At 56.2% G+C, this 22,491-nt stretch carries 21 protein-coding genes and 1 pseudogene; 14 read left to right on the top strand and 8 right to left on the bottom strand.

The window, feature by feature from the left end; genetic code table 11:
- The first annotated feature begins 90 nt into the window (after positions 1–90).
- Positions 91–2,415, top strand: a complete 2,325-nt coding sequence (locus tag D3H35_RS19595) for a collagen-like domain-containing protein (RefSeq protein ID WP_119150864.1) — start codon at positions 91–93, stop codon at positions 2,413–2,415.
- 149 nt (positions 2,416–2,564) lie between these two features.
- On the opposite strand, the gene D3H35_RS19600 is transcribed toward D3H35_RS19595, so the two are convergent.
- Positions 2,565–2,876: a hypothetical protein gene (locus tag D3H35_RS19600; protein WP_119150865.1), complete on the bottom strand. Its 312-nt coding sequence runs from the start codon at positions 2,874–2,876 to the stop codon at positions 2,565–2,567.
- A gap of 219 nt (positions 2,877–3,095) precedes the next feature.
- On the opposite strand from D3H35_RS19600, the gene D3H35_RS19605 reads away from it, so the two are divergent.
- Complete coding sequence (locus D3H35_RS19605) at positions 3,096–4,214, top strand: glycosyltransferase (protein ID WP_233568009.1); 1,119 nt, start codon at positions 3,096–3,098, stop codon at positions 4,212–4,214.
- Positions 4,215–4,262: 48 nt separating this feature from the next.
- Here D3H35_RS19605 and D3H35_RS30890 read toward each other — a convergent pair whose 3' ends face one another.
- The 3 genes from D3H35_RS30890 to D3H35_RS19620 all read right to left on the bottom strand — a co-directional run bounded on the left by D3H35_RS30890 (position 4,263) and on the right by D3H35_RS19620 (position 6,321).
- Entirely contained in the window at positions 4,263–4,649 is a 387-nt protein-coding gene (locus D3H35_RS30890) for a hypothetical protein (RefSeq protein WP_158594196.1), read from the bottom strand.
- A 199-nt stretch (positions 4,650–4,848) separates the two neighbouring features.
- A complete protein-coding gene (locus D3H35_RS19615; RefSeq protein WP_119150866.1) occupies positions 4,849–5,166 on the bottom strand; it encodes a hypothetical protein in 318 nt (105 codons plus the stop codon).
- Between the two features lie 81 nt (positions 5,167–5,247).
- Positions 5,248–6,321 carry a tetratricopeptide repeat-containing glycosyltransferase family 2 protein gene (locus D3H35_RS19620; protein WP_119150867.1) on the bottom strand — a complete coding sequence of 358 codons (1,074 nt, stop codon included), beginning with the start codon at positions 6,319–6,321 and terminating at the stop codon, positions 5,248–5,250.
- 143 nt (positions 6,322–6,464) lie between these two features.
- Between D3H35_RS19620 and D3H35_RS19625 the strand changes: the two genes are divergently transcribed.
- Together D3H35_RS19625 and D3H35_RS19630 are read left to right on the top strand one after the other, a co-directional pair.
- The gene (locus tag D3H35_RS19625) at positions 6,465–6,788 is read left to right on the top strand and encodes a glycosyltransferase family 2 protein (protein WP_158594197.1); all 324 of its coding nucleotides are present in this window, start codon (positions 6,465–6,467) and stop codon (positions 6,786–6,788) included.
- A 2-nt stretch (positions 6,789–6,790) separates the two neighbouring features.
- The gene (locus D3H35_RS19630; protein WP_119150869.1) at positions 6,791–7,690 is read left to right on the top strand and encodes a glycosyltransferase family 2 protein; all 900 of its coding nucleotides are present in this window, start codon (positions 6,791–6,793) and stop codon (positions 7,688–7,690) included.
- On the opposite strand, the gene D3H35_RS19635 is transcribed toward D3H35_RS19630, so the two are convergent.
- Positions 7,662–8,495: a hypothetical protein gene (locus D3H35_RS19635; RefSeq protein WP_119150870.1), complete on the bottom strand. Its 834-nt coding sequence runs from the start codon at positions 8,493–8,495 to the stop codon at positions 7,662–7,664. The genes D3H35_RS19630 and D3H35_RS19635 overlap by 29 nt on opposite strands.
- Before the next feature lie 83 nt (positions 8,496–8,578).
- On the bottom strand, positions 8,579–9,526 hold the full coding sequence (locus D3H35_RS19640; protein WP_119150871.1) for a zinc dependent phospholipase C family protein: 948 nt from the start codon (positions 9,524–9,526) through the stop codon (positions 8,579–8,581).
- Between the two features lie 192 nt (positions 9,527–9,718).
- Between D3H35_RS19640 and D3H35_RS19645 the strand changes: the two genes are divergently transcribed.
- The 9 genes from D3H35_RS19645 to D3H35_RS19690 all read left to right on the top strand — a co-directional run bounded on the left by D3H35_RS19645 (position 9,719) and on the right by D3H35_RS19690 (position 18,668).
- Positions 9,719–10,177, top strand: coding sequence for a chemotaxis protein CheX (locus D3H35_RS19645; protein ID WP_119150872.1), 459 nt, complete (start codon positions 9,719–9,721; stop codon positions 10,175–10,177).
- Positions 10,178–10,267: 90 nt separating this feature from the next.
- Positions 10,268–11,044: an SDR family NAD(P)-dependent oxidoreductase gene (locus D3H35_RS19650; protein ID WP_119151236.1), complete on the top strand. Its 777-nt coding sequence runs from the start codon at positions 10,268–10,270 to the stop codon at positions 11,042–11,044.
- A 13-nt stretch (positions 11,045–11,057) separates the two neighbouring features.
- Entirely contained in the window at positions 11,058–12,536 is a 1,479-nt protein-coding gene (locus D3H35_RS19655) for a DEAD/DEAH box helicase (protein ID WP_119150873.1), read from the top strand.
- Between the two features lie 325 nt (positions 12,537–12,861).
- Positions 12,862–13,185 (top strand): transposase, encoded by a 324-nt coding sequence (locus D3H35_RS19660; protein WP_158594198.1) that lies wholly within the window; start codon positions 12,862–12,864, stop codon positions 13,183–13,185.
- A gap of 35 nt (positions 13,186–13,220) precedes the next feature.
- Positions 13,221–14,126, top strand: coding sequence for an IS3 family transposase (locus tag D3H35_RS19665; RefSeq protein WP_233567784.1), 906 nt, complete (start codon positions 13,221–13,223; stop codon positions 14,124–14,126).
- Between the two features lie 309 nt (positions 14,127–14,435).
- The gene (locus D3H35_RS19670) at positions 14,436–14,741 is read left to right on the top strand and encodes a hypothetical protein (protein WP_119150875.1); all 306 of its coding nucleotides are present in this window, start codon (positions 14,436–14,438) and stop codon (positions 14,739–14,741) included.
- A gap of 434 nt (positions 14,742–15,175) precedes the next feature.
- Entirely contained in the window at positions 15,176–16,429 is a 1,254-nt protein-coding gene (locus D3H35_RS19680; RefSeq protein ID WP_119150877.1) for an S-layer homology domain-containing protein, read from the top strand.
- Positions 16,430–16,630: 201 nt separating this feature from the next.
- A complete protein-coding gene (locus D3H35_RS19685) occupies positions 16,631–17,416 on the top strand; it encodes an ABC transporter ATP-binding protein (RefSeq protein WP_119150878.1) in 786 nt (261 codons plus the stop codon).
- Positions 17,409–18,668 (top strand): ABC transporter permease, encoded by a 1,260-nt coding sequence (locus D3H35_RS19690; protein WP_158594199.1) that lies wholly within the window; start codon positions 17,409–17,411, stop codon positions 18,666–18,668. The genes D3H35_RS19685 and D3H35_RS19690 overlap by 8 nt, the downstream gene beginning before the upstream one ends.
- A 117-nt stretch (positions 18,669–18,785) precedes the next feature.
- Here the strand turns inward: D3H35_RS19690 and D3H35_RS19695 are convergent.
- Together D3H35_RS19695 and D3H35_RS19700 are read right to left on the bottom strand one after the other, a co-directional pair.
- A pseudogene (locus D3H35_RS19695) lies at positions 18,786–20,092 on the bottom strand (aminotransferase class I/II-fold pyridoxal phosphate-dependent enzyme).
- 137 nt (positions 20,093–20,229) lie between these two features.
- Positions 20,230–20,856 (bottom strand): pyridoxamine 5'-phosphate oxidase family protein, encoded by a 627-nt coding sequence (locus D3H35_RS19700; protein WP_119148086.1) that lies wholly within the window; start codon positions 20,854–20,856, stop codon positions 20,230–20,232.
- A 122-nt stretch (positions 20,857–20,978) separates the two neighbouring features.
- Here D3H35_RS19700 and pdxR point away from each other — a divergent pair, with 122 nt between their 5' ends.
- Positions 20,979–22,490, top strand: coding sequence for a MocR-like pyridoxine biosynthesis transcription factor PdxR (gene pdxR / locus D3H35_RS19705; RefSeq protein ID WP_119150880.1), 1,512 nt, complete (start codon positions 20,979–20,981; stop codon positions 22,488–22,490).
- Position 22,491 lies beyond the last annotated feature (1 nt).

Here is a 22,491-nt window from a genome sequence, read left to right on the forward strand (position 1 = left end):
AACAGACGCTTTGTCTCTGCCATAATCCCATACGGGCTTGATTTCCTTTTCATAGACTAAGTTAGTTTAACGAAAAGGAGTGAGAATTCATTGTCACAAGCGAATATTCCTAATATTACACCGGACATTACTTTAACCAGAGAAGACGCCATTAATTTGTTGCTATCCTCGATCGCCTTGGAGGAATTGGGGCTTAGTCACATCATTAATGCAGAGGGCGAGAAGATCCAATTGGTTCTCGGCACATTGCCGGGCGTTACCTCTCCTCCAGTTACTATCAGCGATATTCTGGCTGTGAACTCTAGCGTACAGGATACCTTGCGGGAGGTTACGAAAAAGGAGTGGCTGCTTCAGAATAAATTGGAGCTGATCTTAAGCACTCCCATTTCTCTAGGGCCGACAGGACCTACGGGACCGACGGGACCGACGGGGCCTACCGGAACGATCGAACCCGGTACGGAATTGTTTACCGTTATCGGCACGACGGGTTCCGCAACGGTAGATATTGGCGACAACGTAACGTTCTTGTCCAATACGTTGGATATTATCGTGACTCAAGGCTCCGCCAACGTTCAAATCGAAATTCCCGAAACGCCGCTCGGGCCGACTGGTTCGACGGGAGCCACAGGTGCAACCGGCTCAACGGGAGCGACTGGCTCTACGGGATCCACGGGTTCTACAGGTGTCACAGGCGCGGGAGAAACCGGAGCCACGGGTTCGACAGGAGCAACCGGCTCTACGGGAGCGACGGGTTCGACAGGTGTCACAGGCGCAGGAGAAACCGGGGCGACAGGGGCAACGGGCTCGACCGGAGCAACTGGCTCCACGGGAGCAACAGGTTCTACAGGCGTCACAGGAGCCGGGGAAACCGGAGCAACGGGAGCGACAGGTGTCACAGGCGCAGGAGAAACCGGAGCGACAGGGTCGACGGGAGCGACAGGTGCAACCGGCTCGACGGGAGCAACGGGCTCGACAGGTGTTACAGGCGCGGGAGAAACCGGAGCGACAGGGTCGACGGGAGCGACAGGAGCAACCGGCTCGACGGGAGCAACGGGCTCGACAGGCGTCACAGGCGCGGGAGAAACTGGAGCGACGGGAGCTACAGGTGCAACCGGCTCTACGGGAGCAACGGGCTCGACAGGTGTCACAGGCGCGGGAGAAACCGGAGCGACGGGAGCGACAGGAGCAACCGGCTCTACAGGAGCAACGGGCTCGACAGGTGTCACAGGTGCAGGAGAAACTGGTGCAACCGGAGCAACGGGAGCGACAGGAGCAACCGGCTCTACAGGAGCAACGGGCTCGACAGGTGTCACAGGTGCAGGGGAAACTGGTGCAACCGGAGCAACGGGAGCGACAGGAGCAACCGGCTCTACAGGAGCAACGGGCTCGACAGGTGTCACAGGTGCAGGGGAAACTGGTGCAACCGGAGCAACGGGAGCGACAGGAGCAACCGGCTCTACAGGAGCAACGGGCTCGACAGGTGTCACAGGCGCAGGGGAAACTGGTGCAACCGGAGCAACGGGAGCGACAGGAGCAACCGGCTCTACAGGAGCAACGGGCTCGACAGGTGTCACAGGTGCAGGGGAAACTGGTGCAACCGGAGCAACGGGAGCGACAGGAGCCACCGGCTCGACGGGAGCAACGGGCTCGACGGGAGCAACAGGAGCAACAGGAGCAACGGGAGCAACGGGAGCGACAGGAGAAACCGGAGCCACTGGATCTACGGGAGCAACGGGCTCGACAGGATCAACCGGAGCAACCGGCTCGACGGGCGCAACGGGCTCTACCGGAGCGACAGGAGCAACGGGAGCAACGGGCTCCACCGGAGCGACAGGAGCAACCGGAGCCACGGGGTCTACGGGAGCCACAGGAGCCACAGGAGCGACCGGCTCGACAGGATCAACCGGGTCTACGGGAGCCACAGGGCCGAACTTTGCTTCGACTGGCTTCTCTGCGAGCTTGCCGGCGGTCGGCGTAGCGGGGCCGGGCAACGTTCAATTGACCAACTGGTCTGTCGTTAGCCCCTTCTACGGAAACGCAGCGTTCAACACGACAACAGGCAACTTTACAGTTCCTACGACGGGGCGTTACTCAATAGAAGCGACGATCAACTATTCTACGACAGCTACCATTAACGTTCAGCTTGGAGCGGCTGTAAATCCGGCGTTTGCCATCCAAAGATCGTCGGTGAACTTGCTTAGCGGTCTGTTCCCGGTTCTTGACGTCAACATCGCTTTGTTGCTTAACCTTCGAACCATTCTCGGATCCGGTACCGTAACAATTGCAGGAGAACTGCAGCTAAACGCAGGCGACGTCATCGGCTTGTTCTACTTGTCGGCCGGGCTGACGATCGGATTAACTATCGGCGGTTCCACGACTCCAGGAGTTGTATGGTCTATCCATGAAATGACTTAACGATTGGGGAAGACGTGCACCGAATTTCGGCGCACGTCTTTTTCATTTCCCGCGCCCTCGTCCTCAATCGCCAAGCATGCAAAAAAAAGACGATCAACCTTATGGCTGCACGGAGCCGATCGGGGTCAATCGTCGTTTGCAGGAAGGAGTTACGGAGTCGGGTGCTTGATGAGCTCAATAACGTTCTCTAGCTTCGTCTGAAGAAGAAATTCTTTTTTCGCGATTTCGCGAATGGTGTTTCGGACACTTTCGTTGATGGTAAGGAGATCGGACAGAGTCGGATGGGTCGGCGACTGGCCGGGAAGAGTGCCTAGAACGTGTTGGATCTTTTCCCCTTCCGCATTAATGATGTGGCTTAATCCCAGCTCCTCCAGCGCAATCGAAGCCAGCAATAGGTTGATGACGTCTGTACGGTTCACCGAAATTTGCGGTGTGATATTCGGAATATTCGCCTGTGACACTTCTTCATCTCCTTTGAGGGTTAAAAACTAATCCATCGTATGAACGCGGAGCGCTAACGGATTGGGCGAGTGCTCGGAATTGATCATTTTCGTTGGAGAGAAGCGGATGTAGCCGGAACGAACTTCGTCAGTCATCCGAACCGTCTTCTTCGAATAGTTATATAAGATCGACACGCATGTTCCCGCAGCTTGGTACGTTACCGAAAGGAGAGAGGCAAATTGACGGCGAAAAAGCGGCTGTCGCTATGCATGATCGTCCGTGACGAGGAGAAGTGGATCGGCCGATGTCTGGCCAGCGTCAAAGACGCGGTGGACGAGATGATTGTCGTCGATACCGGATCGACGGATCGCACCGCAGACATTTGCCGCTCTTTTGGCGCCAGCGTTCACCCCTTTCCATGGAACGGGAGCTTTGCGGACGCCCGCAACGAAAGCTTAAAACATGCGACGGGGGATTGGATTTTGTGGCTGGATGCCGACGAAGAGGCAGACGCTCTAAGCGCGGCACGATTGAGGGATGTGCTGGAGTGGCAGGAAGACAGTCTCGGTTTCGTGCAATTGGTGAACTATTATGGGGCAAGCCCGCCTGAGTCGAACCGTTCGTTCTTGCTTGCCCATCACCGCTTATTCCGCAACGGAATCGGATTTCGCTTCGGCAATACGATACATGAGCAGCTGAACGTCGTCGAAGTGCTGGGCGATGTCCCCCGTATGTGTCTGCTTCCGGTCAGCGTATACCATTACGGGTATATGGATGCCGTGACTGCCGACAAAAACAAGTTCGATAGAAATCTCGCTCTGCTGCTAAAGGAAAAAGAGCAGCCTGATTGCAGCCCTTGGGTCGACTACCATATCGCCAGCGAATATTATCGCATTGCCGATTATCGGCAATCTTTCGAATACGTCAATAAGTCGATCGTTCAATTTTTGAATCGCAGCCAGATGCCGCCTTCGCTCCTGTACAAATTGAAATATTCGGTGCTGTTCGCGTTGAACAGTCATGAAGGAGCTTGGCCCGGCATCGAGAGCGCTATTAAGCTTTATCCCGATTACGTGGATTTGCATTTTTACAAGGGAGTTATTTTGTTTCGGAAGGAGAAGTATTCGGAGGCGCTTGAAGCTTTCAAGCAATGTCTGGAGCTTGGCGAGAGCAACCTCAGGCATTTGACCTTGAAGGGGTTGGGCAGCTTTCAAGCGTGGTACTACATCGGCCGATGTCTGGAGAAAAGCTCCGATATCTCAAACGCGCTGCAAGCCTATCGGGAAACGCGGGCGCTCGATCCTGCCCATAAGGAAGCGGCGGAAGCTTTGGCCGCCATCGAGGATGCCGCAACTTAAAAACAACCGAAGCGGGCCGCATTCGCAACGGCCCGCATTTTTTGTCGGCTAACGTATTTTGAAAATATTGATGGATGCCGAGACAGACGTTTCGCTTCCGCCCAAGCTTTCCGATACGACGACCGTCGTGAAGGAGGAGTTATTCCGGAGCGTGAGCGTTACCGGTACGGCTGCAAGGTCGACGATGAACGATCCGGCATTGTTGACGCTGTCCATTCCAACGGAATGGCGGCTTTCCGGAATCGGAGACAGGCCTCTCCATATCGCGAATTGATTTGATTCCTGGGAAGTCGCTCTCCAGACGATAAAGTAAGTGCCGGCGGTATTAATGACTATGTCGGTCGTTCCCGGAGCGTGGGTGATCGCCGTTCCGAAGGAAGGGCCGTTGCTGGCAAAAGAGACCGCCTCGAAGATGTCGATGCTTTGGTTGCTCATATCGTAAGTGTATAAGTAATCGGAAAATCCTGTGCCGCTCGTCCCGGTTGCCCCTGTAGAGCCAGTCGCCCCCGCAGTCCCGGTTCCTCCGGTCGCCCCCGTAGAGCCAGTCGCCCCGCAGCCCCGGTCCCTCCGGTCGCCCCTGTAGAGCCTGTCGCTCCCGCAGCCCCGGTCCCTCCGGTCGCCCCTGTTGCCCCCGTCACCCGGTAGAACCGCTGGAACTCGGTATGGAAAGAACGCTGTCCAGCTTTCCTTGCAGCACGAATTCCTTTTTCGTAATATCGCGCAAGGTGTGCCGCACGCTTTCGTTCACGGCGAGCAGCTCGCTGATCGTCGCGGGCGGCGAGCTAATGCCGGGAAGCGTGCCCAAGGCGTACTGGATTTTTTCTCCCTCGGCATTAATGATATGGCTAAGCCCCAGCTCTTCCAGAGCGATCGACGACAGCAATAAATTGATGGCATCGTCTCGCGTTACTGTAATGTCGGGGGTAATATTCGGGATGTTGGCTTGCGACACGTCTCACACACCTTTCCGGGATTAATAACCATAACATATGTGGACGTATCCCATTCAGACAGGGGCGTGAGCGGATTTCATTCAGGTTTTCAACCGGCCCTCCAAATATTTTTTGTTGGCCAGCATCGACGCGTCATCGGGTCGGAAGGCCAATGCTTTTTCGTTGTGCTCGTTGGCTTTCTCGTATTGCCCCAGCCGGTCGTAGCAGACGCACAATTGAAGGTGCGGGAGCCACGTCCAGCAAGCTGAGTTGTAAAATCCGAGACAAGAGGGATCCCACTTCAGCCCGGCGGCCAGCTCATACCAAAAAATCGCTTTGGCGATCTCATTTTTCGAAGAATGGTAATAGGCGATCCGGCAGCAAAAATCGGCGCGAGGCTTGTCATACTTGAATGAAAGCAGAGCGTGCTCCAACGCTTGCTCCTGATCGTTCAAATGATGATAGCAATCCGCGAGCTTGCCGCAAGTCGAGATGTTGTCTTCGATCCAGCCTTGGCCAGTCGCGAGAAATTTCTTGTACTGCTCGATCGCTCGCGTATGTTGCGCATGGTCCAGCAGCTCATTGCCGTAATAGTACAAATCCCGGGGAGTGAATTCGCGTTCCTCCCGTTCCATCTCCTCGTAAATTCGAAGATTGCGGTCGCTGTCGTGATGGGTGCTGCTGTGCGTAACGACGATGTCGCTATGAAAAATGTTTCCTAAAACTTCCAAATACTCGTGCACCGCTCCGATCCAACGGAATTGTCGAGCTTTCTTGACAAGCCGGTTGCGGCGCGAGCTTGACGTAATGTTGCCGTAGCTGTCTTTCTGGAGGCAGTAGGTCATGACGACCGAATCGACGTCGGGCGCAAGCGTTCTCTTGAGCCGGAGCAGCTTCGCCCGATCTTCCTCCAGAATGACGTCGTCGGCGTCGAGCCACATCAAATAAGGCTTCGTCGCTTGGCTGAACGCAAAATTACGGGCGGCTGCAAAGTTGTTCACCCACGTAAAATCGATCACCTTATTCGTAAATTTCGCGGCGATTTCCTTCGTGCGATCCGTCGAACCCGTATCGACGACGACGATTTCGTCCGCGATGCCTTTGACGCTGTCGAGACATCTGGCCAGAACGTCCTCTTCGTTTTTTACAATCATGCATAAGCTGATTTTGATCATTCCGCACCTCCGCTGCATCGGCTTGTCGAACCATTGTATTCAATCGGGTCGGCGGGGGGTGAGGACTGTTCCGCTAATGTCTGCGAACGTTAGCAGAGGGCGCCGGCATACAATGGGATACCGGTAAAAAGGAGGCGTCGGCGGTGAAGACGAGCATTGTCATTTTGACGCATAATCAGCTGCACATTACGAAGCTGTGCCTGGACAGCATTCGCGCGTTCACGGGACCTTCCTATGAGACGATCGTGGTGGACAACGGTTCAAGCGACGGAACGACTGATTTTTTGCGGAGCCAACCGGACGTCAAGGCGATATTCAATTCGGAAAATAAAGGATTCGCCAAAGGCTGCAACCAGGGCTGGGAAGTTTCCTCGGGCGACTGCGTGCTGTTTTTGAACAACGATACGATCGTTACTCCCGGCTGGCTGGAGGCGATGCTTGAGGTGCTGGGCGGCAGCGCCCGGTAGGGATGGTCGGCCCGGTTACGAACTACGCGAGCGGTCAGCAAATGATCCCGGTCGGCTACACGGACTTGAAAGATTTGAACGCCTTCGCCCGGGCGTACGCGGAAAGCAAACGCGGCCAATCGTTCGAGGTGCGCCGGCTTGTCGGCTTTTGCCTGTTGGTGAAACGGCATGTTATGGAAGAGGTGGGCGGGTTCGACGAAAGGTTCGGTCTCGGCAACTTCGAGGACGACGATCTATGCCTTCGAGTTAGAAATAGAGGGTACCAGCTTCGAGTCGTCGAAGATTGCTATATTCATCATTTCGGTCATATGACGATGAGCATCCTGCAAGGGACGAACTTAATGGAGCTGCTCGGGCTGAACCGAATCAAGGCGCGGGAAAAATGGGGGGAGGACATTATCGGACTTATATACCGGGAGCCCGCAACGATTTCGCTGGTACTTATGGTCCGAAGCGGGGGATCGGTCGCCCACCGGACGGTGGAAGCGATCGGATCGCATGCGGACGAGATTGTAGCATGGTGCGAAGATGATTCGGAGGATGCGCGATGCGCGCTCGGCGCTTATACGAATCGGATCGCGGACACTCTCGAAAATGCGATGGCGCTTGCAACCCGGGATTTCGTGCTTGCGATCTATGCGGACGAGGAATGGGACGAAGAGGCTCTGCGGCTTCTAACCGGCTTGAAAGTGGCGGTCGGGAGCGGAACGGAAGCCGTGGAGCTGTTAGTCGTTAGAGCAACAGCGGAGTCCGGCGACCTTGCCGCCGGCGTGAGGAGATGCCGGTTAGCCCGGCGATCCGCCGGACTCCGATGGAATGGGGTTACCGGCGAATTCATCGTCCGGAGCGGAGCGGCGGTGGAGACGAGCGGCATTACGATCCGCTCGACACGTTTACCGTAAAGCCGTAGCTCGTTTTATCGCTTTTGACATCCAACTGATAGGCTCCTTCCGGGACGCTGTTCTCGGGCAACATTCCGTTTATTTCAAATTCTCCATCCATTACCGCGACACTCTCCGAAGTCCATAGAGGCTTATTGTCTTTCGAGAGAACGACGTGCGCCTCGCTTGCCAAGCTTCCGTGGCCTTTGATCGCGAATGGCTGTCCGGGCCGAATAAGCTCCGGGTATTCGACAGGTTTGACGCCGGGCATCCATTCCTGGAACGTCTCGGTGACGAACCGGAACAGAGGCGCGGAATCCGCGAAATAAGCTTCTCTGTCAGAGCCGGCGATCCACACCTTGCCAGCCACCGCTTGGCAGTTGGAGGTTGTATCCCCTTGCTCGTCCTGCGTGCTTTCGCATTGCCAGGCGGGGCGGATTTGGAGCGTGGCGCCGTCTTCATATTCGAGATCGACGGCCCAGCTGCGACCGTGTAGCGGGGACGAGAGACCGACCCCGTCGATCTTATGCCGATCGGCTTCCGCTACCCAGTTCAGCAGCTTATCGATTCGTTCACCGTCCCGGTCGCCGAATAAAGGCAGGTTCACGAGCTGCATCGGGATCGGCGGGGACATGGACACCCGTTTTACTTGCGGCTCAGCCGTTAATGGAGCCGGCTTGACGGCAGACGGTGTCTTCGAAGCTGCTGCGGGCTCGGCAGAAGGGCCAAACGCCGGTTCGGATAAAGCGCGCGCTCCGCAGCCTTGCAGCTGAACGGCGAGAAGAACGAGACAGGCTAAAGCAGCGCCTTTGCGCAATGGGGACAATGTTGATCACTCCTTTTACGCTTCAGACGGAAACGATTGAAAAAGGTTACAGATTACTCCTATTTAAATTGAACGAGCGTTCGTCATTCCGGCAATACCGAATCGGCGAAGCGAATCCAGGCGGTTCCGCAGGAGCGCCCTGTCTCATAAGAAAGATTGCCGAGAAGGGCGGCGAACGCTTCTCGAGTCTCGGCCGCTTCGGAGGCGTTCGCCCGCAGGTAGGCCAGCGCAGCGCCCGTCGTTGCTCTGCCGTCCGCGAGAGCCAGCTCCCATAGCTCCATTGCGCTTTCCTGATGGAAGACGGTACGATCGCAAGGGTCGATCCACCGCTCGCGGCGGACGTTCAATACGTCCCAATCCGGTATTCGCCTCGGAGGGGAGAAGGGAGCGAGCTGACCGGCCAGAACGGTTCCTTTCCACCCGGCAGGATCGAAGAAGAGACGCTGCGCTTTTATCGTATCGGCGACGGCTTCGTTAAGCTGCTTCACATCGATTCGCGAAGCGATCGCCGGATAATGCAGCGCGGAAATCCGCAAAAATTGCTCGGCGAAGCCTTCTCCCGGAAGAAGGCCGTTCGTGTCCACTTCCGGCGCGACGGGAACCGATCCGGTATGAATACCGGATCGGAGATGCATGATGGCCGAATCCATGATCGTCTCGTAGCGATTGTGACGCCATTTGCGAAAGCCGGAGCGGCTGAAGACGAAAGGGTGAAGGTGACGATCCAGAATATGGTGAAGGAGAAATCCGAGCACGTAAGCGGAAGCGGGATCCTCTTCGCGGCGGCTTCGCGCCGAATCGAACAAGCTGAGCAAGAAGGGCCCGCAGTCCGTATTGTGCATAAGCGTTCCAAGCCGATTGACGAGCGTAGTAGACTGCCACGGCCAAAAATGGTGAAAAAACAAAAAGTCCGGACCTTGGCATCCGAGCTGAAAAGCCCGTTTCCAATCGGATTTTTTCATGTTACCGCTTTCACCGACGTCGTCCAGCAGCTCGCGTCCGAATTGAATATGAGCCCAAATACTCGGCATCGTTCATCACCTTTCGAAATCATTTTCCACGTCCGTTCGACAGACGGTAGTCCGTAGTGAGCAGGCTCGCTCCTCCGTAAGTCCCGGTTTATCCTACAAAAGAGTATACTTGTCCGAGCAATTTCAGTATAATAAAGGAAATCCGTTGCGGCCAGCGTTTTGATACTTTTAACAAAAGGGGCGCGTTCAGACATGAAGGCTGAGTACATCAACCCGTTTTTGGAATCCGCGCGCATGGTCATTGAACAGATGGTTCAAATTCGTCCTAGCACGGGACAGCTTACCATACGGGATATTAAGTTCGCGGAGAATCACGTCTGGATTCAGATCGGACTGACGGGACAGATGACCGGGGATATCGTGTTCGGACTGAGCGAGCAAGTTGCCCTTCGCATCATATCGGCGATGATGGGCGGGTTCGTTATTACGGAGATCGACGAGATGGGCAAGAGCGCGATTTCCGAGCTTGGCAATATGATCAGCGGCAATGCGAGCACGATGCTGTACAACCAAGGCGTTCACGTCGACATAACGCCTCCGCGAGTCGTTCAACCGAGCATTTCCTCCAGCAACGGGGCAATGCGCGCGTTAGCGGTACCTCTCATTATGGACGGTATCGGAGAGATGGAAATTCAAGTTCTTATCGCTTGACGGTCGATATGGCAAGACGGTTTTACCGCCCCGGTCAGGGGCTTTTTATCTTTTTATAAGCTAATCGGCGATGGGGGTATTTATGTGAAAATATCGCTGCAAGGCCGAGTCGTTCTCGTGACGGGAGCGTCGAGCGGAATCGGGGCTTTGACGGCCAAGCTGCTCGCGGAACGCGGGGCGATTCCGATTCTGACGGCGCGGTCGTCGGACAAGCTGGCGGAGCTGTCCGCGTCCATTCGTAGCGAGCATGCCGTATTCGCCATGGATGTTCAGCGGGAGGAGCAAGTAAGCGAGGTCGTGGCCGAAGTACATCGGAGGTACGGACGCATCGACGTCCTGCTCAACAATGCAGGCTATGGAGAGTTCGTTCCTTTCGCGGAGGCGACAATGGCTCATTTTCAGGATATGATGGATGTGAACTATATGGGCGTCGTCCGCTGCTCCAAAGCGGTGCTGCCGTTCATGCTGGAGGCGGGACAAGGACATATCGTCAACGTTGCTTCCATAGCGGGCAAGCTCGGAACCGCCAAGTCCAGCGGATATTCCGCTACGAAGCACGCCGTAATCGGACTGACGGGAGCTCTGCGCCAGGAGCTTCGCAAATCGGGCATCCTCGTATCGGCAGTCAATCCGGGTCCGATCGATACGCCTTTTTTCCACAGAGCGGATCCCGACGGCAGTTACGCGCGCAATATCGGCTGGTTCATGATGCGCCCCGAGAAAGTCGCTAGAGCTATCGTATCGGTTATCGAACGACGCAAGCCGGAGGTCGATTTGCCTTGGCTCGCGGCCGCAGGCATTCGGATTAATCGGCTATTCCCTCGTTGGACGGACGCCCTGATGGGCAAAATGCTGGACAAGAAGTAAAAGGAGTGGAGACATGAGTTCTCTAACGAATACATTCGAAGAGCTGGGGCTTAACGCCAAGCTTACGGAAAAGCTGGCTTCGGCCGGCATCAAGGAGCCTTCCGCGGTTCAGTGCGCAACCGTTCCTTCCATGCTGGAAGGCCGCGACGGCGTTATCGTATCCCCTACGGGAACGGGAAAGACTCTTGCGTACTTGCTTCCGATTTTGCATCGGATCGATCCCGCGCTTCGGGAGACGCAGGCGCTTGTGCTTGCGCCGACTCAGGAGCTAGCGATGCAAATCGTTCGCGAAGCGGAAGCGTACGGCGGACCGCTCGGCATTAAGGCGGTAGGGCTGATTGGCGGCGCTTCGCTCGCGAGGCAGCTGGAGCGGATGAAGGGACGTCCGGCGCTCGTCGTCGGCACGCCGGGCCGAGTCAAAGACGTCGCCTCCTCGCGGAAGCTGAATTTGAATACGATCCGCACCGTCGTCGTCGACGAGACGGATCGCATCTATTCGCTCGGCGGGCGGAGCGAGCTGGAGCATATTTTGCGCGGCTGCTCCCGCGACCGCCAGACCGTGTTCGTATCGGCAACGCGGTCGGCTTCGATGAAGGAAGCGGAAAGCCGGTGGCTGAACAACGCTTGGCTGGCGGAAGGACATGCGTCGGAAAGCGCGGCGAACGGACTGCCGGAGACGATCGAGCATTGGTACTTTCTCGGCGATCGCCGGGACAAGGTCGATCTTGTGCGCAAGCTGCTTCGTCATCTGAAGCTGAAGCCTATTTTGTTGTTTTTGAACGACACGGACCGGATCGGCGAGCTGTTGTCCAAGCTGAAATACGAGGGGATTTCCGCCAGCGCCTTGTACGGAGACGTATCCGGCCGCGAGCGGGGCGAGGCCTTGCGGCGTTTTCGCGTCGGACAGACGAAGATTCTAATAGCGACGGACGTTGCGGCGCGCGGCCTCGACGTTCCGGGCTTGCCTGTCGTCATTCAGTTCGAGCCGGCGCTCGACGCCGATCATTACGTGCATCGTGCCGGACGGACGGGGCGGATGGGCAAGAAGGGAATTTCCATCACGTTCATTTCTACGCAGGAACGATTTATCGTGGATAAGCTCGGCAAGCAATTGGGCATTGAATTTCAGCCTAAAGCTTTGTACGAAGGACGTGTCGTCGCACCGGAGCAAGCGACCAAGATCAGACCGCCGCGAGCGGAGCAAGCGGGCTCCGAACCGTCAGGAAAGCCGGAGCGCTCCGATTCGGCTGGCCAATCGCGCAAGCCGGACGCGGCAGGGATCGACGCTCTCTCGGCGAGATCGCCGAAAACGGCGAGAATAGCGCATACGGACAAGCCGGCTAAATCGGCCAAACCGGCGCAGACAGCGAAACCGGCGAAAGCCGCCAAATCCGAGCGGCATCGCGACAGCAAAAACAAAGGGGCTCCTCGCTGGCTGAAGGAAAAGCGCAGCACCGGCACGCAGGAAGGTCCCGGCAACGAGAATAAGTAATATTGAGGCAAAGACGTCTTCATCCTACGCGAACAGTGGGGGATGAAGGCGTCTTTGCCTTTTTCTCAAGAAAGACACACTTCCTCCACCCGCGCCTCCACGCTGCTTCTCTATTCGCGCCCCCCGCGCAATCCGCGCAATCCGCGCCCCCGCGCAATCCGCGTAATCCGCGCCCCCCAGGCAACCTACCTGCAGAACATGCAGTTATTTCTAAAAAAATCTCCGTTTGAGACAAACTATCTGCAAAATGCTCCACGGCCCCCTAATTAAACTGGAGTCCTGTCCCCCAATTGAATTAGACTATTTATATGGGGAGGCAGACAGTATGCGATTAGGAAAAGTGCTTGAGGAAAAACGAATGCAGATTGTCAGAGAAGCTCTATCCGGTGTAAAGATTGCGGTATTAGGTCGCAAATATGAACTCCATCCAGAAACGATACGTAACTGGGTAAGAGAGTACGGCGATAAGGTAGGGCCTGACCAGCTCCCTTCCACAGACGAGCAAATCCAGGAGCTGAAACGGCTCCAAGAAATCGAAGAGAAATACAACCTGGCCTTAAAGAAGCTTGGCGAAAAAGAACTCGAAAATGAAATTCTCCACGAGCTTCTAAAAAAGAAGAACCCCGCTTATCTGAAAAATTCGAAGTAGCCGACCAGTTTATTAAGCGGGGCGAAAAGACAGCACTGGTCCTACGCATTCTGGATGTAGCAGAATCGTCCTACTACGCGCGTAAAAAACGAAGCCATACACCAAACACAGATGCGGGCAACCGGTCCACCGATCGTGGCAGAGGTCGCCCATTCCCCGGTTTCTCCCTCACGACGACGGGAGAACGGGTAAGCGATGAGCAGATTCGGGAATGGCTGCTTGAACTCGTAGAGGGCGAAGAGCACGTGTACGGCTACAAGTTGCTGGCACAGTGCTTACGAAACGAATGCGATCTGATCTTGAATAAGAAGAAAGCGCATCGGCTTTGTCAAGAGATCGGTATCTTGCAGGAGCAACGAAAACGGAAAGTAAAGCACCCAAGAAGACTTGCAAGGAACCACCTGATCACAGGCCCGAACCAGCTGTGGCAGGCGGATATTAAGTATGGCTATGTGGCTGGGCGGGAACGATTCTTTTTCGTAGCCACCATTATTGACGTGTTCGATCGGGTAGCTGTCGGCCAGTACAGAGGACATGTGTGTGAAGCGAAGCATGTGGTTCAGACGCTAGTGACAGCCTTACGCCAGCGTGTCGGCGAAACAGGACCATTCCCTATTGTGCGCACCGACAACGGGCCTCAATTCGTCAGTACGCTATTTGGAGATACATGCGAAGCCTTCGATATTACGCACGAGAGAATCCCACCTCGTACACCAAACATGAACGCCTATATCGAGTCTTTTCACAGCGTGCTCGAAGACAACCTGTTCTCCAAAGCAGTCTTCATGACCTTTGAAGAGGCGTACGCTGCACTTGATACGTACATGGACTTCTACAACAACCGGCGGATGCATGGAAGCTTAAAACGTATGCCACCAGAAGAATTTTCGAAGTGGGTTATGCAGCTTGAAGACCGCACACCATTTTACAGAGCTGTGTAAAAGCATGATAAACAGAACTAGGCTACGCGTGCGCCTTTTTATGTGGGGCTGACTCCAGAATTAAGGGGCCTAGCCGAATGTACAGTTATATTAACTATTTATCCTCTTTAAATTCGATTGTATAGAAAATAACTGCACGTTATACAGTTCGCTCATTCTCCAATGAGTTATTAACACAATTAACGGTAAGTTCTGCAGTTAGTTGGACGGCAGTCAGCGAGCACAGAAGGCCGGAACCAAGCTAAGCTTGAGACTGAATGCAAGGTTACCGGGAGGTCATGCCAGCAAAGCGAGGGTTGGGAGCTTGAAGTGACGGCAGTCAGCGAAGAAGGCCGCCACCAAGCTAAGCTTGAGACTGAATGCAAGGTTGCCGGGAGGTCATGCCAGCAACGCAAGGGTTGGGAACTTGAAGTGACGGCAGTCAGCGAAGAAGGCCGGAACCAAGCTAAGCTTGAGACTGAATGCAAGGTTACCGGGATGTCATGCCAGCAAAGCGAGGGTTGGGAGCTTGAAGTGACGGCAGTCAGCGAAGAAGGCCGACACGAAGCTAAGCTTAAGACTGAAATGCAAGGTTACCGGGACATCATGCCAGCAAAGCGAGTGTTGGGAGCTTGAAGTGACGGCAGTCAGCGAAGAAGGCCGGAACCAAGCTAAGCTTGAGACTGAATGCAAGGTTGCCGGAAGGTCATGCCAGCAACGCGAGGGTTGGGAGCTTGAAGTGACGGCAGTCAGCGGAGAAGGCCGACACGAAGCTAAGCTTGAGACTGAATGCAAGGTTACCGGGAGGTCATGCCAGCAAAGCGAGGATTGGGAGCTTGCGATGACGGCAGTCAGCAAAGAAGGCCGGAACCAAGCTAAGCTTGAGACTGAAATGCAAGGTTACCGGGACAACATGCCAGCAAAGCTAGGGCGGAGAGCTTGCACAAGTAGGTACGTAGTGAGCCATAAGTCTCAACTTTCGACTAGGACCGTCCGAAACGGCCATTTTTCCTCGAATCTTATGGGCGAACGGTTTTTACCGTAAAAATCGAGGAAGAGGTGTGTTATCCATGACACAGAAATCGACGCTACTCAAAAAAACGGCGGCAGCTACGCTGGCGCTCACGATGCTTGCCGGAACAGGAACGGCGGTAATGGCCTCCGCCCATTCCAATAACGACAAGAAGCACTACAGCGACAATGGAAAATCCAAAAATGACAAGAACGACAAAAACGACAAAAACGACAAAAACAACAATAAATCCGGTGCCAAGATCAACCTGGAATTCGGCGACCTGAGCGAAAAAGAATGGAAATGGGCGTACCAGCACATTATCCGTCTGGCTTCCCAAGGCGTATTCAGCGGCTATGAGGACGGAAGCTTCAAGCCTCGCAACAACATTTCCCGTATTGAAGCAATCGTCGCCGCCGTCCGTTTTCTCGGATTGCAGTCGGAAGCCGAAAAGCCGGAAAACATGAACGCCAAGCTCAATTTCAAGGATTTCGATCAGTTCAAAAAGAAGAGCGCATGGGCGGTAGGTTATGTGACGGTAGCGCTTGAGAACGACTTGTTCTCGGAGTCCGCTACTACCATTGATGCGAACAAGCCGGCCGACCGTCTGTGGGCTTCGATTCTTCTGGTGAAGGCAATGAAGCTGGAGGCGCTGGCGAAGACCAAGATGGATGCGGAGCTGCCGTTCCGCGATGCCGACAAAATCCCTGCAGGCTCCGTAGGCTACGTGGCGGTTGCGGTGGAAAAAGGCTGGGTGTCCGGCTACACGGACAAAACGTTCCAGCCGAACAAGCCAATCACTCGCGCCGAGCTTGCTTCGATTCTCGACATCGTCGATCAGCAACAGCCGGATACGAGCGCGCAAGCGATCACAGGCACGATCCAAGCCGTCGCGAACGGCAGCATTACAATCAAAAAGCCGGATAACACGACTGTAACGGTCGCTCTGGACTCCAACGTATTCATTTTCCGCAAGGACGTGAAATCTCCGGTATCCGCGCTCGTCGCGGGGGATGAGGCGCTTGTCCGCACCTATCAGAACAAAGTCGTGTTCATCGAGGTAACCAAGCCGGCGGAAGCGGCCGTTCAGCTCGTTGACACGGGCAAAGTAGGCAGCTTTACGTTGAATGCGCAAGGGAAAATAGCGACGATCTCGCTCACCAAAGAGGTGAACGGCACTTCGCAGACGATCGTCTACAACGTTGACGGCAACGTTGCGATTACAGGAAGCTCGGGTGTGCTCGCTCCGAACTTGAACGTCATCGTGAAGGGCGAGAATAACGTCGTCAAAACGATCCAAATTCTGCTCTAATCGAATAACATAGCAAAATCTGAGAAACCGTCCGAATGGGCGGTTTTTTCGTATGTTCTTTGTGCGCCCAATCGCATGTCGGGCTCTCGCAAGAACTTTTGCCGCAGCCTCGATATTTTGTGCCGCATCCATCGTCCCGGTATAATAAGGGAATGAAGTCGAGCCGCCAAAGCGGGTCACGAAAAAGGAGGTTGCTTGGCAATGGGGGCGGTGGACAACAAGGGCGCGGCTGCGCTTGCGATTCGCGGGCTGACCGGAGGCTACAGCGTGCGGAAGCCTGTGCTGCATCAGGTGTCGTTCGAGGTTTTTCCGGGTCAATTGATCGGTTTGATCGGCCTGAACGGAGCGGGAAAAAGCACCGCTATCAAGCATATTCTAGGGTTAATGATTCCTCACGAGGGCGAGGTTCGGGTGAACGGCGTTCTGCTGGAAGAGGATCGAGAGCTTTATCGCTCGTCATGCGCTTACGTGCCGGAGCAGCCTAATCTGTTTCCTCATTTGACGGTAGGAGAGCACCTTCAATGGACGGCGATGGCCTACGGCATGGAACGCAGCGAGGCGGAGACGAAAATAAGGGAGCTGGCGGAAAAATTCCGGATGACCGAAGCGATGGGCTCGTTGCCGGATACGCTGTCCAAAGGGATGAAGCAGAAGGTCATGCTCATGAACGCGCTGCTCGCGTCGCCATCGCTTCTCATCATTGACGAGCCGTTCCTCGGACTGGATCCGCTGGCGACCAGAGGACTGATCGAAGCGTTGGCGGCAGCCCAGGCTGCGGGCTGCGCTATTCTGCTCAGCTCGCATATTCTTCCCGCATTGGAAAGGCGGGCGGACGGGCTTATCGTGCTTCATAGGGGCAAGGTCATCGCCCATGGAACGCCGTCCGACGTGAAGCGGCAAGCCGGCTGTACCGACGCGGAATCGACGTTGGACGACGCGTTCGAGCTGTTGGTGACGGCTGCGGAAGGAGGCGCCTTCCGTGCCTGAACGTCGTCAAGAAGGGAACATCGGGCGCATAAGGCAGGAGCGAGCCGCGGCCTTCCGCAAAGAAATTTTTCCTTATTTTCGTTACGTGGCGCAAAGCGGGTTCGGCCTGGTGGCATCCGCTATTGCGTTCAGTCTCCTGATTGGCTATGTGAAGCTGCTGCGGGGCGTGCCGGAGAGCTGGCCTGCGGATTGGGTCGGAGCCGCTTGCTTGCTGCTCGCCGCTTTTCCGACTCCGCTGCGCACCTATTTGATGCCTGCGGACTCCATCTTTCTCCTTCCTATGGAGACGAACATATATCGGCATTATTTGCGGCCGTCGATCCATAAGGCGATTGTCAAAGGAACGGTGCGGACGGCAGCGATGTTCGCCGTTTATGCGCCTGTCTATGCTGCCGCTCCCGTCACGGAGAAAGCGGCCGACAGCCGTTCCTTAGGACTGCTGGCTGTCATGTTCGCGGCATTGGGCGCTTGGAATGCGATTGCCGGTTGGAGAGAGCGCACACTTGCATCGTCGGGGCTGCGGCTGGCGGTTCGTTCCGGCCGATTCGCCATTACGGCCGGGGCGGTCTTCGGATTGCTGCTCGGTCCGATCGTGCCTGCCGTTATTTTTGCCATTGCGGGCGCAGCGCTTTGCTCCGCGTGCTGGAGGCTTGGGGCTTCGCACTATGTTCCTTGGGACAGGCTGATCCAAGAGGAGTCCGCCGCCCGGAGAAGATGGTTTCGGTTTCTGGCATGGTTCGTCGATGTGCCCGAAGCGCCTTCGAGGCCGGTGCGCCGCCCATGGGCAGCCTGGGTCGGCAAGCTTGTGGCGTGGGAGCGCCGCAAAGCTTGGACTTATTTGTATACGCTGACGTACATAAGGGGCGAGACGTTCGGAGCGTTCTACCGTCTCTGTCTGATGGCAGCTTTCGTGCTGGTCGCCGCTCAAGGAATTGTCGTGGACACCGTTATTCTGGCAGTGGCCGTATTGGCAGGCGGCATGCAATTGAGCGAGCTGGGGCGGCTTCGAGCAGGCGAGAATGCATTCGTTGCGCCGCTTCCGCAGGAAGGGAAGGCTTCGGCCGCGGCATTCGTCGGCCGAGTCGCGGGACTGGCGGCAGCCGTATTTCTCTCGATTGCTGCTTTTCTCCCGTCCGCCGCCGAGAATCCATTGCTAGCAATCGTAACCGTTGCGGCTTGCTTGGGCTGGATGGGGTGGAGGGTTCCAAGGACGATCTCGAAACGGGCGCGGAACGAAGACGAGGAAGATTGAGCTGCCGTCGAGCGAAAGCAGGCGGATCGAAGCAACAATAAACGGGCTGCATTTCTAGCGGGGGATCCACTAGAATGCAGCCCGTTATTTTCGGAACGCCGCAGGCGGCTGTTTCTGTTACGAATTCACGGTCGCTTTCACGTCAAGCACCGCTTGGTGGATCCGGTCGAACAGATCCTCAAGCTGCGGCTCCTCGATGCAGGAGAACGCGACGCGAAGGTCGGTGCTGCCGAGGGCGATGGTGCCGACTCCGTATGCGTCGAGCAGACGAAGGCGCACCGCTTCGGCATCCGTCGTCAACAGCTTGAGGCACATGAAGTAGCCGGAGTTGAACGGATAGTATGTCCATTCGTTGCCGTATTTGCCGCTGTCCAGAAGCTGCTTCACTTTGTTGGCGCGATTTTTCATAATCGTGAACTTCTCTTCCTTCTGCTTCGCGAACTCCGGCGATTTCAACGCGCGGAGGACGAACGTCTGCGAAGGATGAGGTCCGCTGGAGATGGTGGCGCGAATAATTCCGAGCGTTTTTTGCTCCAGTGCGGACAGAGACGCTTCGGACAAGCCGCCGTAAGTGATGAAGCCGACGCGGAAGCCCCATACGTATTCTTCCTTGGTCGCTCCGTCGACCTTGATCGGCAGAATGCGCTCGTGCAAGCCGCACAGCTGTCCGAACAGCGACTCCTGCAAAGAATCTTCGAAGAAAAGGCCGAAGTAAGCGTCGTCGGTAACGGCCACGACGTTGATGCCGGCGTCCGCCGCATCTTTGAGAGCGGCCGCGATAGCGCGTCCTTCTTCCGCCCCCGCGTGTAGCCGGTCGGGTTGTTCGGGAAGTTGAGCACGACGATCGCTTTGCCGCGCTCCTTCTGGGCGAGCAGAGCGTCCCGAAGTCCGGCCGCGTTGAACTTGTTGTCGCCGTCGTAGAGCGGAAATTCCACGATGCGGGCGCCGCGGCGAATGCCGAACGTCAGCTCGTAGTTTTCCCAGTTTTTGTCGGGAATAATAACGGCGTCGCCCGCTTCCGCGAACAGATCGGCCACGATGCTGAGGCCGTGCGTCAAAGCGTTCGTGACGATGGGCAGGCTGATCGCTTTGTCTGCGATCGTCGGATTTTCCAGCAGCATCTTGTCGCGCCATACGGTGCGAAGCTCCGGCTTGCCCGCCGGAGGAGCGTATTCGTAAATGTCCTTAGGTTCATACGCGGACAAAGTATCTTGAATGACGGACAGATGCATCGGTTGACCGTTCTCCAGAGCGATGCCGATGGTCGCGTTATACGTTTTGGCCTTCTGCTTCGCTTCGGCGGATTGGCTTAGAATCCCCAGTTTTGGCATATAAATCGCTTTTCCGAGCGTGGAAAGCATCTCGGCTGCACGGGGATTTTCCTTGGCGAGCGTCTCGTTCAACTGCTGGGCGAGGGGGTTCATACGTTCCATCCTTCCAAAATCGTTCATTCTCGCGTCCGATTGGGCTCACGAGTCATTAGGTGATATTATACACCAACCGAGAGGCGACCGTCATCGAAAATGGCTCGTTTTGAGAGGAATTTTGCAAATGGGAGCGATCAGGTGCTCCGATCGATTTCCGGCGCATGCTCCCGCACTCTGTTCGCGGTGTCCGCATCTCCCGGACGATCGCGATTCGCCAAGCCGTGCAGCACTTGCTCCCGCCGTTTGGCGCTAAGGTTTTGGCCGAATTTGAATTTGCCGGTCATTTTCGCCGCGTCCAGCCGCAGGACGGATACGCCGCGCAAGGAAGACGTATATTTGGGGTCTGCCGCGTCGATCGGGGCATGTCCGCCTTCCGGCTGCATGTTGGCCATCAGCGCGCCGAGAGCCGCCGCTTTCTCCGCCGCATCCTCGACCTGCTCGACGGTTCCGCGAATGCGAACCGAGCGGAAAAAGACGGTTGCCGGGCAAGCCAGATAAGGATCGGAAAAATGGGAGGGAATGAACGCGTGCGCCTCGTAAGCGACGAATTCCGCGCGGGGATCGGCGGCGAGTCCGTTCATTTTTTCCCCCTGCTTGCTTCCGTGAAAATAGACCGCGTCGTCCAAATAAACGTAATTGAGAGGCACCGCCCTCGGCCATCCGTCTTCTCCTCCGATGAACGTCAGCACCCCGTCATTTTTCTCTCTCAGAAAAGCTTCGCATTCCGCTTTCTCCGATACTTCGAACTCTTGTCTGCGCATGTTCGCGCCCCCATCCGTATTGGTATTGAAATCGAGTGTAATCCTTTCATTGACAGGCGAAAAGATCCAATTTACATTAAAATGACTGGTCCAATTAGACGGTTACATAAGGGGGAGGCGCTTTGCTTCCGATTGATTACTCGGGACAGCTGGCCCGATTCGGCATTAAGCATGTCGCTTTGTATGAAGCGATCCGCGAAGCTATCGCCGACGGAACGCTCGCTCCCGGCGAACGGCTGCCGTCGACCCGGACGTTCGCTGCCGAATACGGTTTGTCGCGTGGCAGCGTCAGCTTGGCTTACGATATGCTGGCTTCGGGAGGCTACTTGCGCGCGGGAATCGGACAAGGTACGTTCGTGGCGGGCAGCCCGGGCACGAAGCGCCCGGACAATAACCGTTGCGAAGACGGAGATAGAGCGGCGCCGGCCGCTCCGCGCTTGTCGTCGTGGGGGAAACGAATTGCGGCTATGTACGAGGAGGAACGACTGACCGAACGGGGTGCGAACGAGGCTGGGAGTGCCGACATTCGCGTGTCGTTCGTTCCCCAAGGCATCGGCTCGCGGTGGTTCCCTTGGGCGGAATGGCGAGCGGTAACGGCCGCGCGGTGGAAGAAGCTCGGCGCGAGCGGGGAGGACGGTTCCTCCGATCCGGCCGGGAGCATGGGGCTGCGCCGCTCCATCGCGGACCGGTTAAGGCGCGAACGGGGCATAACGTGCGATCCCGGTGATATCGTGCTAACTAGCGGCTCCATGCAGGCGATTGCCCTTGTGAGCCAAATTCTTCTCGAAGAAGGCACGAACGCTGTCGTAGAAAATCCGGGCTATTCGGGCATCCGGCGAGCCGTGAGAATGTCGGGAGCGCGGTGCGTGGAAGGGAACGTCGACGAATGCGGCATTGTTCCTGAGGATTGGGACGCGGACCTGTTGTTCGTCACCCCGACGCGGCAGTTTCCGACGGGCGCCGTCCTAACCTACGATCGCAGACTTTCGCTGCTGTCCTGGGCGTCCCGGCGCGGCGCATGGATCGTGGAAGACGACTTTGACAGCGATTTTCGGTGGGGCGGCCGTCCCGTTGAGCCGCTCAAAGCTCTGGACACGGAAGAGAGAGTCGTCTATATCGGAACGTTCTCCCGTTCGATGCGCAGGGAGGTGCGGATCGGTTACGCCGTCGTGCCGAAGCAGCTGCGGGAACCGATGCTCGCGGCCAAGAAGCTGTACGATCCTTATCCGGTTGGAGTTGCCGAGCAGGAGGCTTTGGCCGACTGGATGGCCGATGGAGGCTACGACCGTTACATGAAGAGGCTGAGGCGTTCGTACGGGCGGCTGGAAAGCATGCTCCGCCAACGGCTGGAAGCCGATCTTCCGGGACTGTTCCGAATCGCGCCTTCCGATGCGGGCCTTCATTTGTACGCGATTTGGCTCAGAGATTCGGAGAGTTACGGCGAGTTCAAGAGGGAATGCCGCTTAAGAGGTGTTGCATGGAAGGACGGAACGGGCTATGATGCCCATAGCGGAAGCTCTTCGACCGCAGGAGCTCCAGCGGCGCTGTTCGGCTTCTCTCATCTGGAAGAGAGAGAGATCGAGGAAGGAATCTCCGTCATGCGAGAAGCGGCGGAAACGATTCGGGAGGGATAAC

This window comes from Cohnella faecalis (assembly GCF_003570905.1).
GTDB lineage: Bacteria > Bacillota > Bacilli > Paenibacillales > Paenibacillaceae > Cohnella > Cohnella faecalis.

Coding starts and splice junctions, on each gene's coding strand:
- D3H35_RS19660 (WP_158594198.1), top strand. CDS start 12,862: ATGCGATTAGGAAAAGTGCTTGAGGAAAAACGAATGCAGATTGTCAGA.
- D3H35_RS19630 (WP_119150869.1), top strand. CDS start 6,791: ATGGTCGGCCCGGTTACGAACTACGCGAGCGGTCAGCAAATGATCCCG.
- D3H35_RS19700 (WP_119148086.1), bottom strand. CDS start 20,856: ATGCGCAGACAAGAGTTCGAAGTATCGGAGAAAGCGGAATGCGAAGCT.
- D3H35_RS19645 (WP_119150872.1), top strand. CDS start 9,719: ATGAAGGCTGAGTACATCAACCCGTTTTTGGAATCCGCGCGCATGGTC.
- D3H35_RS19640 (WP_119150871.1), bottom strand. CDS start 9,526: ATGCCGAGTATTTGGGCTCATATTCAATTCGGACGCGAGCTGCTGGAC.
- D3H35_RS19685 (WP_119150878.1), top strand. CDS start 16,631: ATGGGGGCGGTGGACAACAAGGGCGCGGCTGCGCTTGCGATTCGCGGG.
- D3H35_RS19620 (WP_119150867.1), bottom strand. CDS start 6,321: ATGATCAAAATCAGCTTATGCATGATTGTAAAAAACGAAGAGGACGTT.
- D3H35_RS30890 (WP_158594196.1), bottom strand. CDS start 4,649: ATGAGCAACCAAAGCATCGACATCTTCGAGGCGGTCTCTTTTGCCAGC.
- D3H35_RS19655 (WP_119150873.1), top strand. CDS start 11,058: ATGAGTTCTCTAACGAATACATTCGAAGAGCTGGGGCTTAACGCCAAG.
- D3H35_RS19680 (WP_119150877.1), top strand. CDS start 15,176: ATGACACAGAAATCGACGCTACTCAAAAAAACGGCGGCAGCTACGCTG.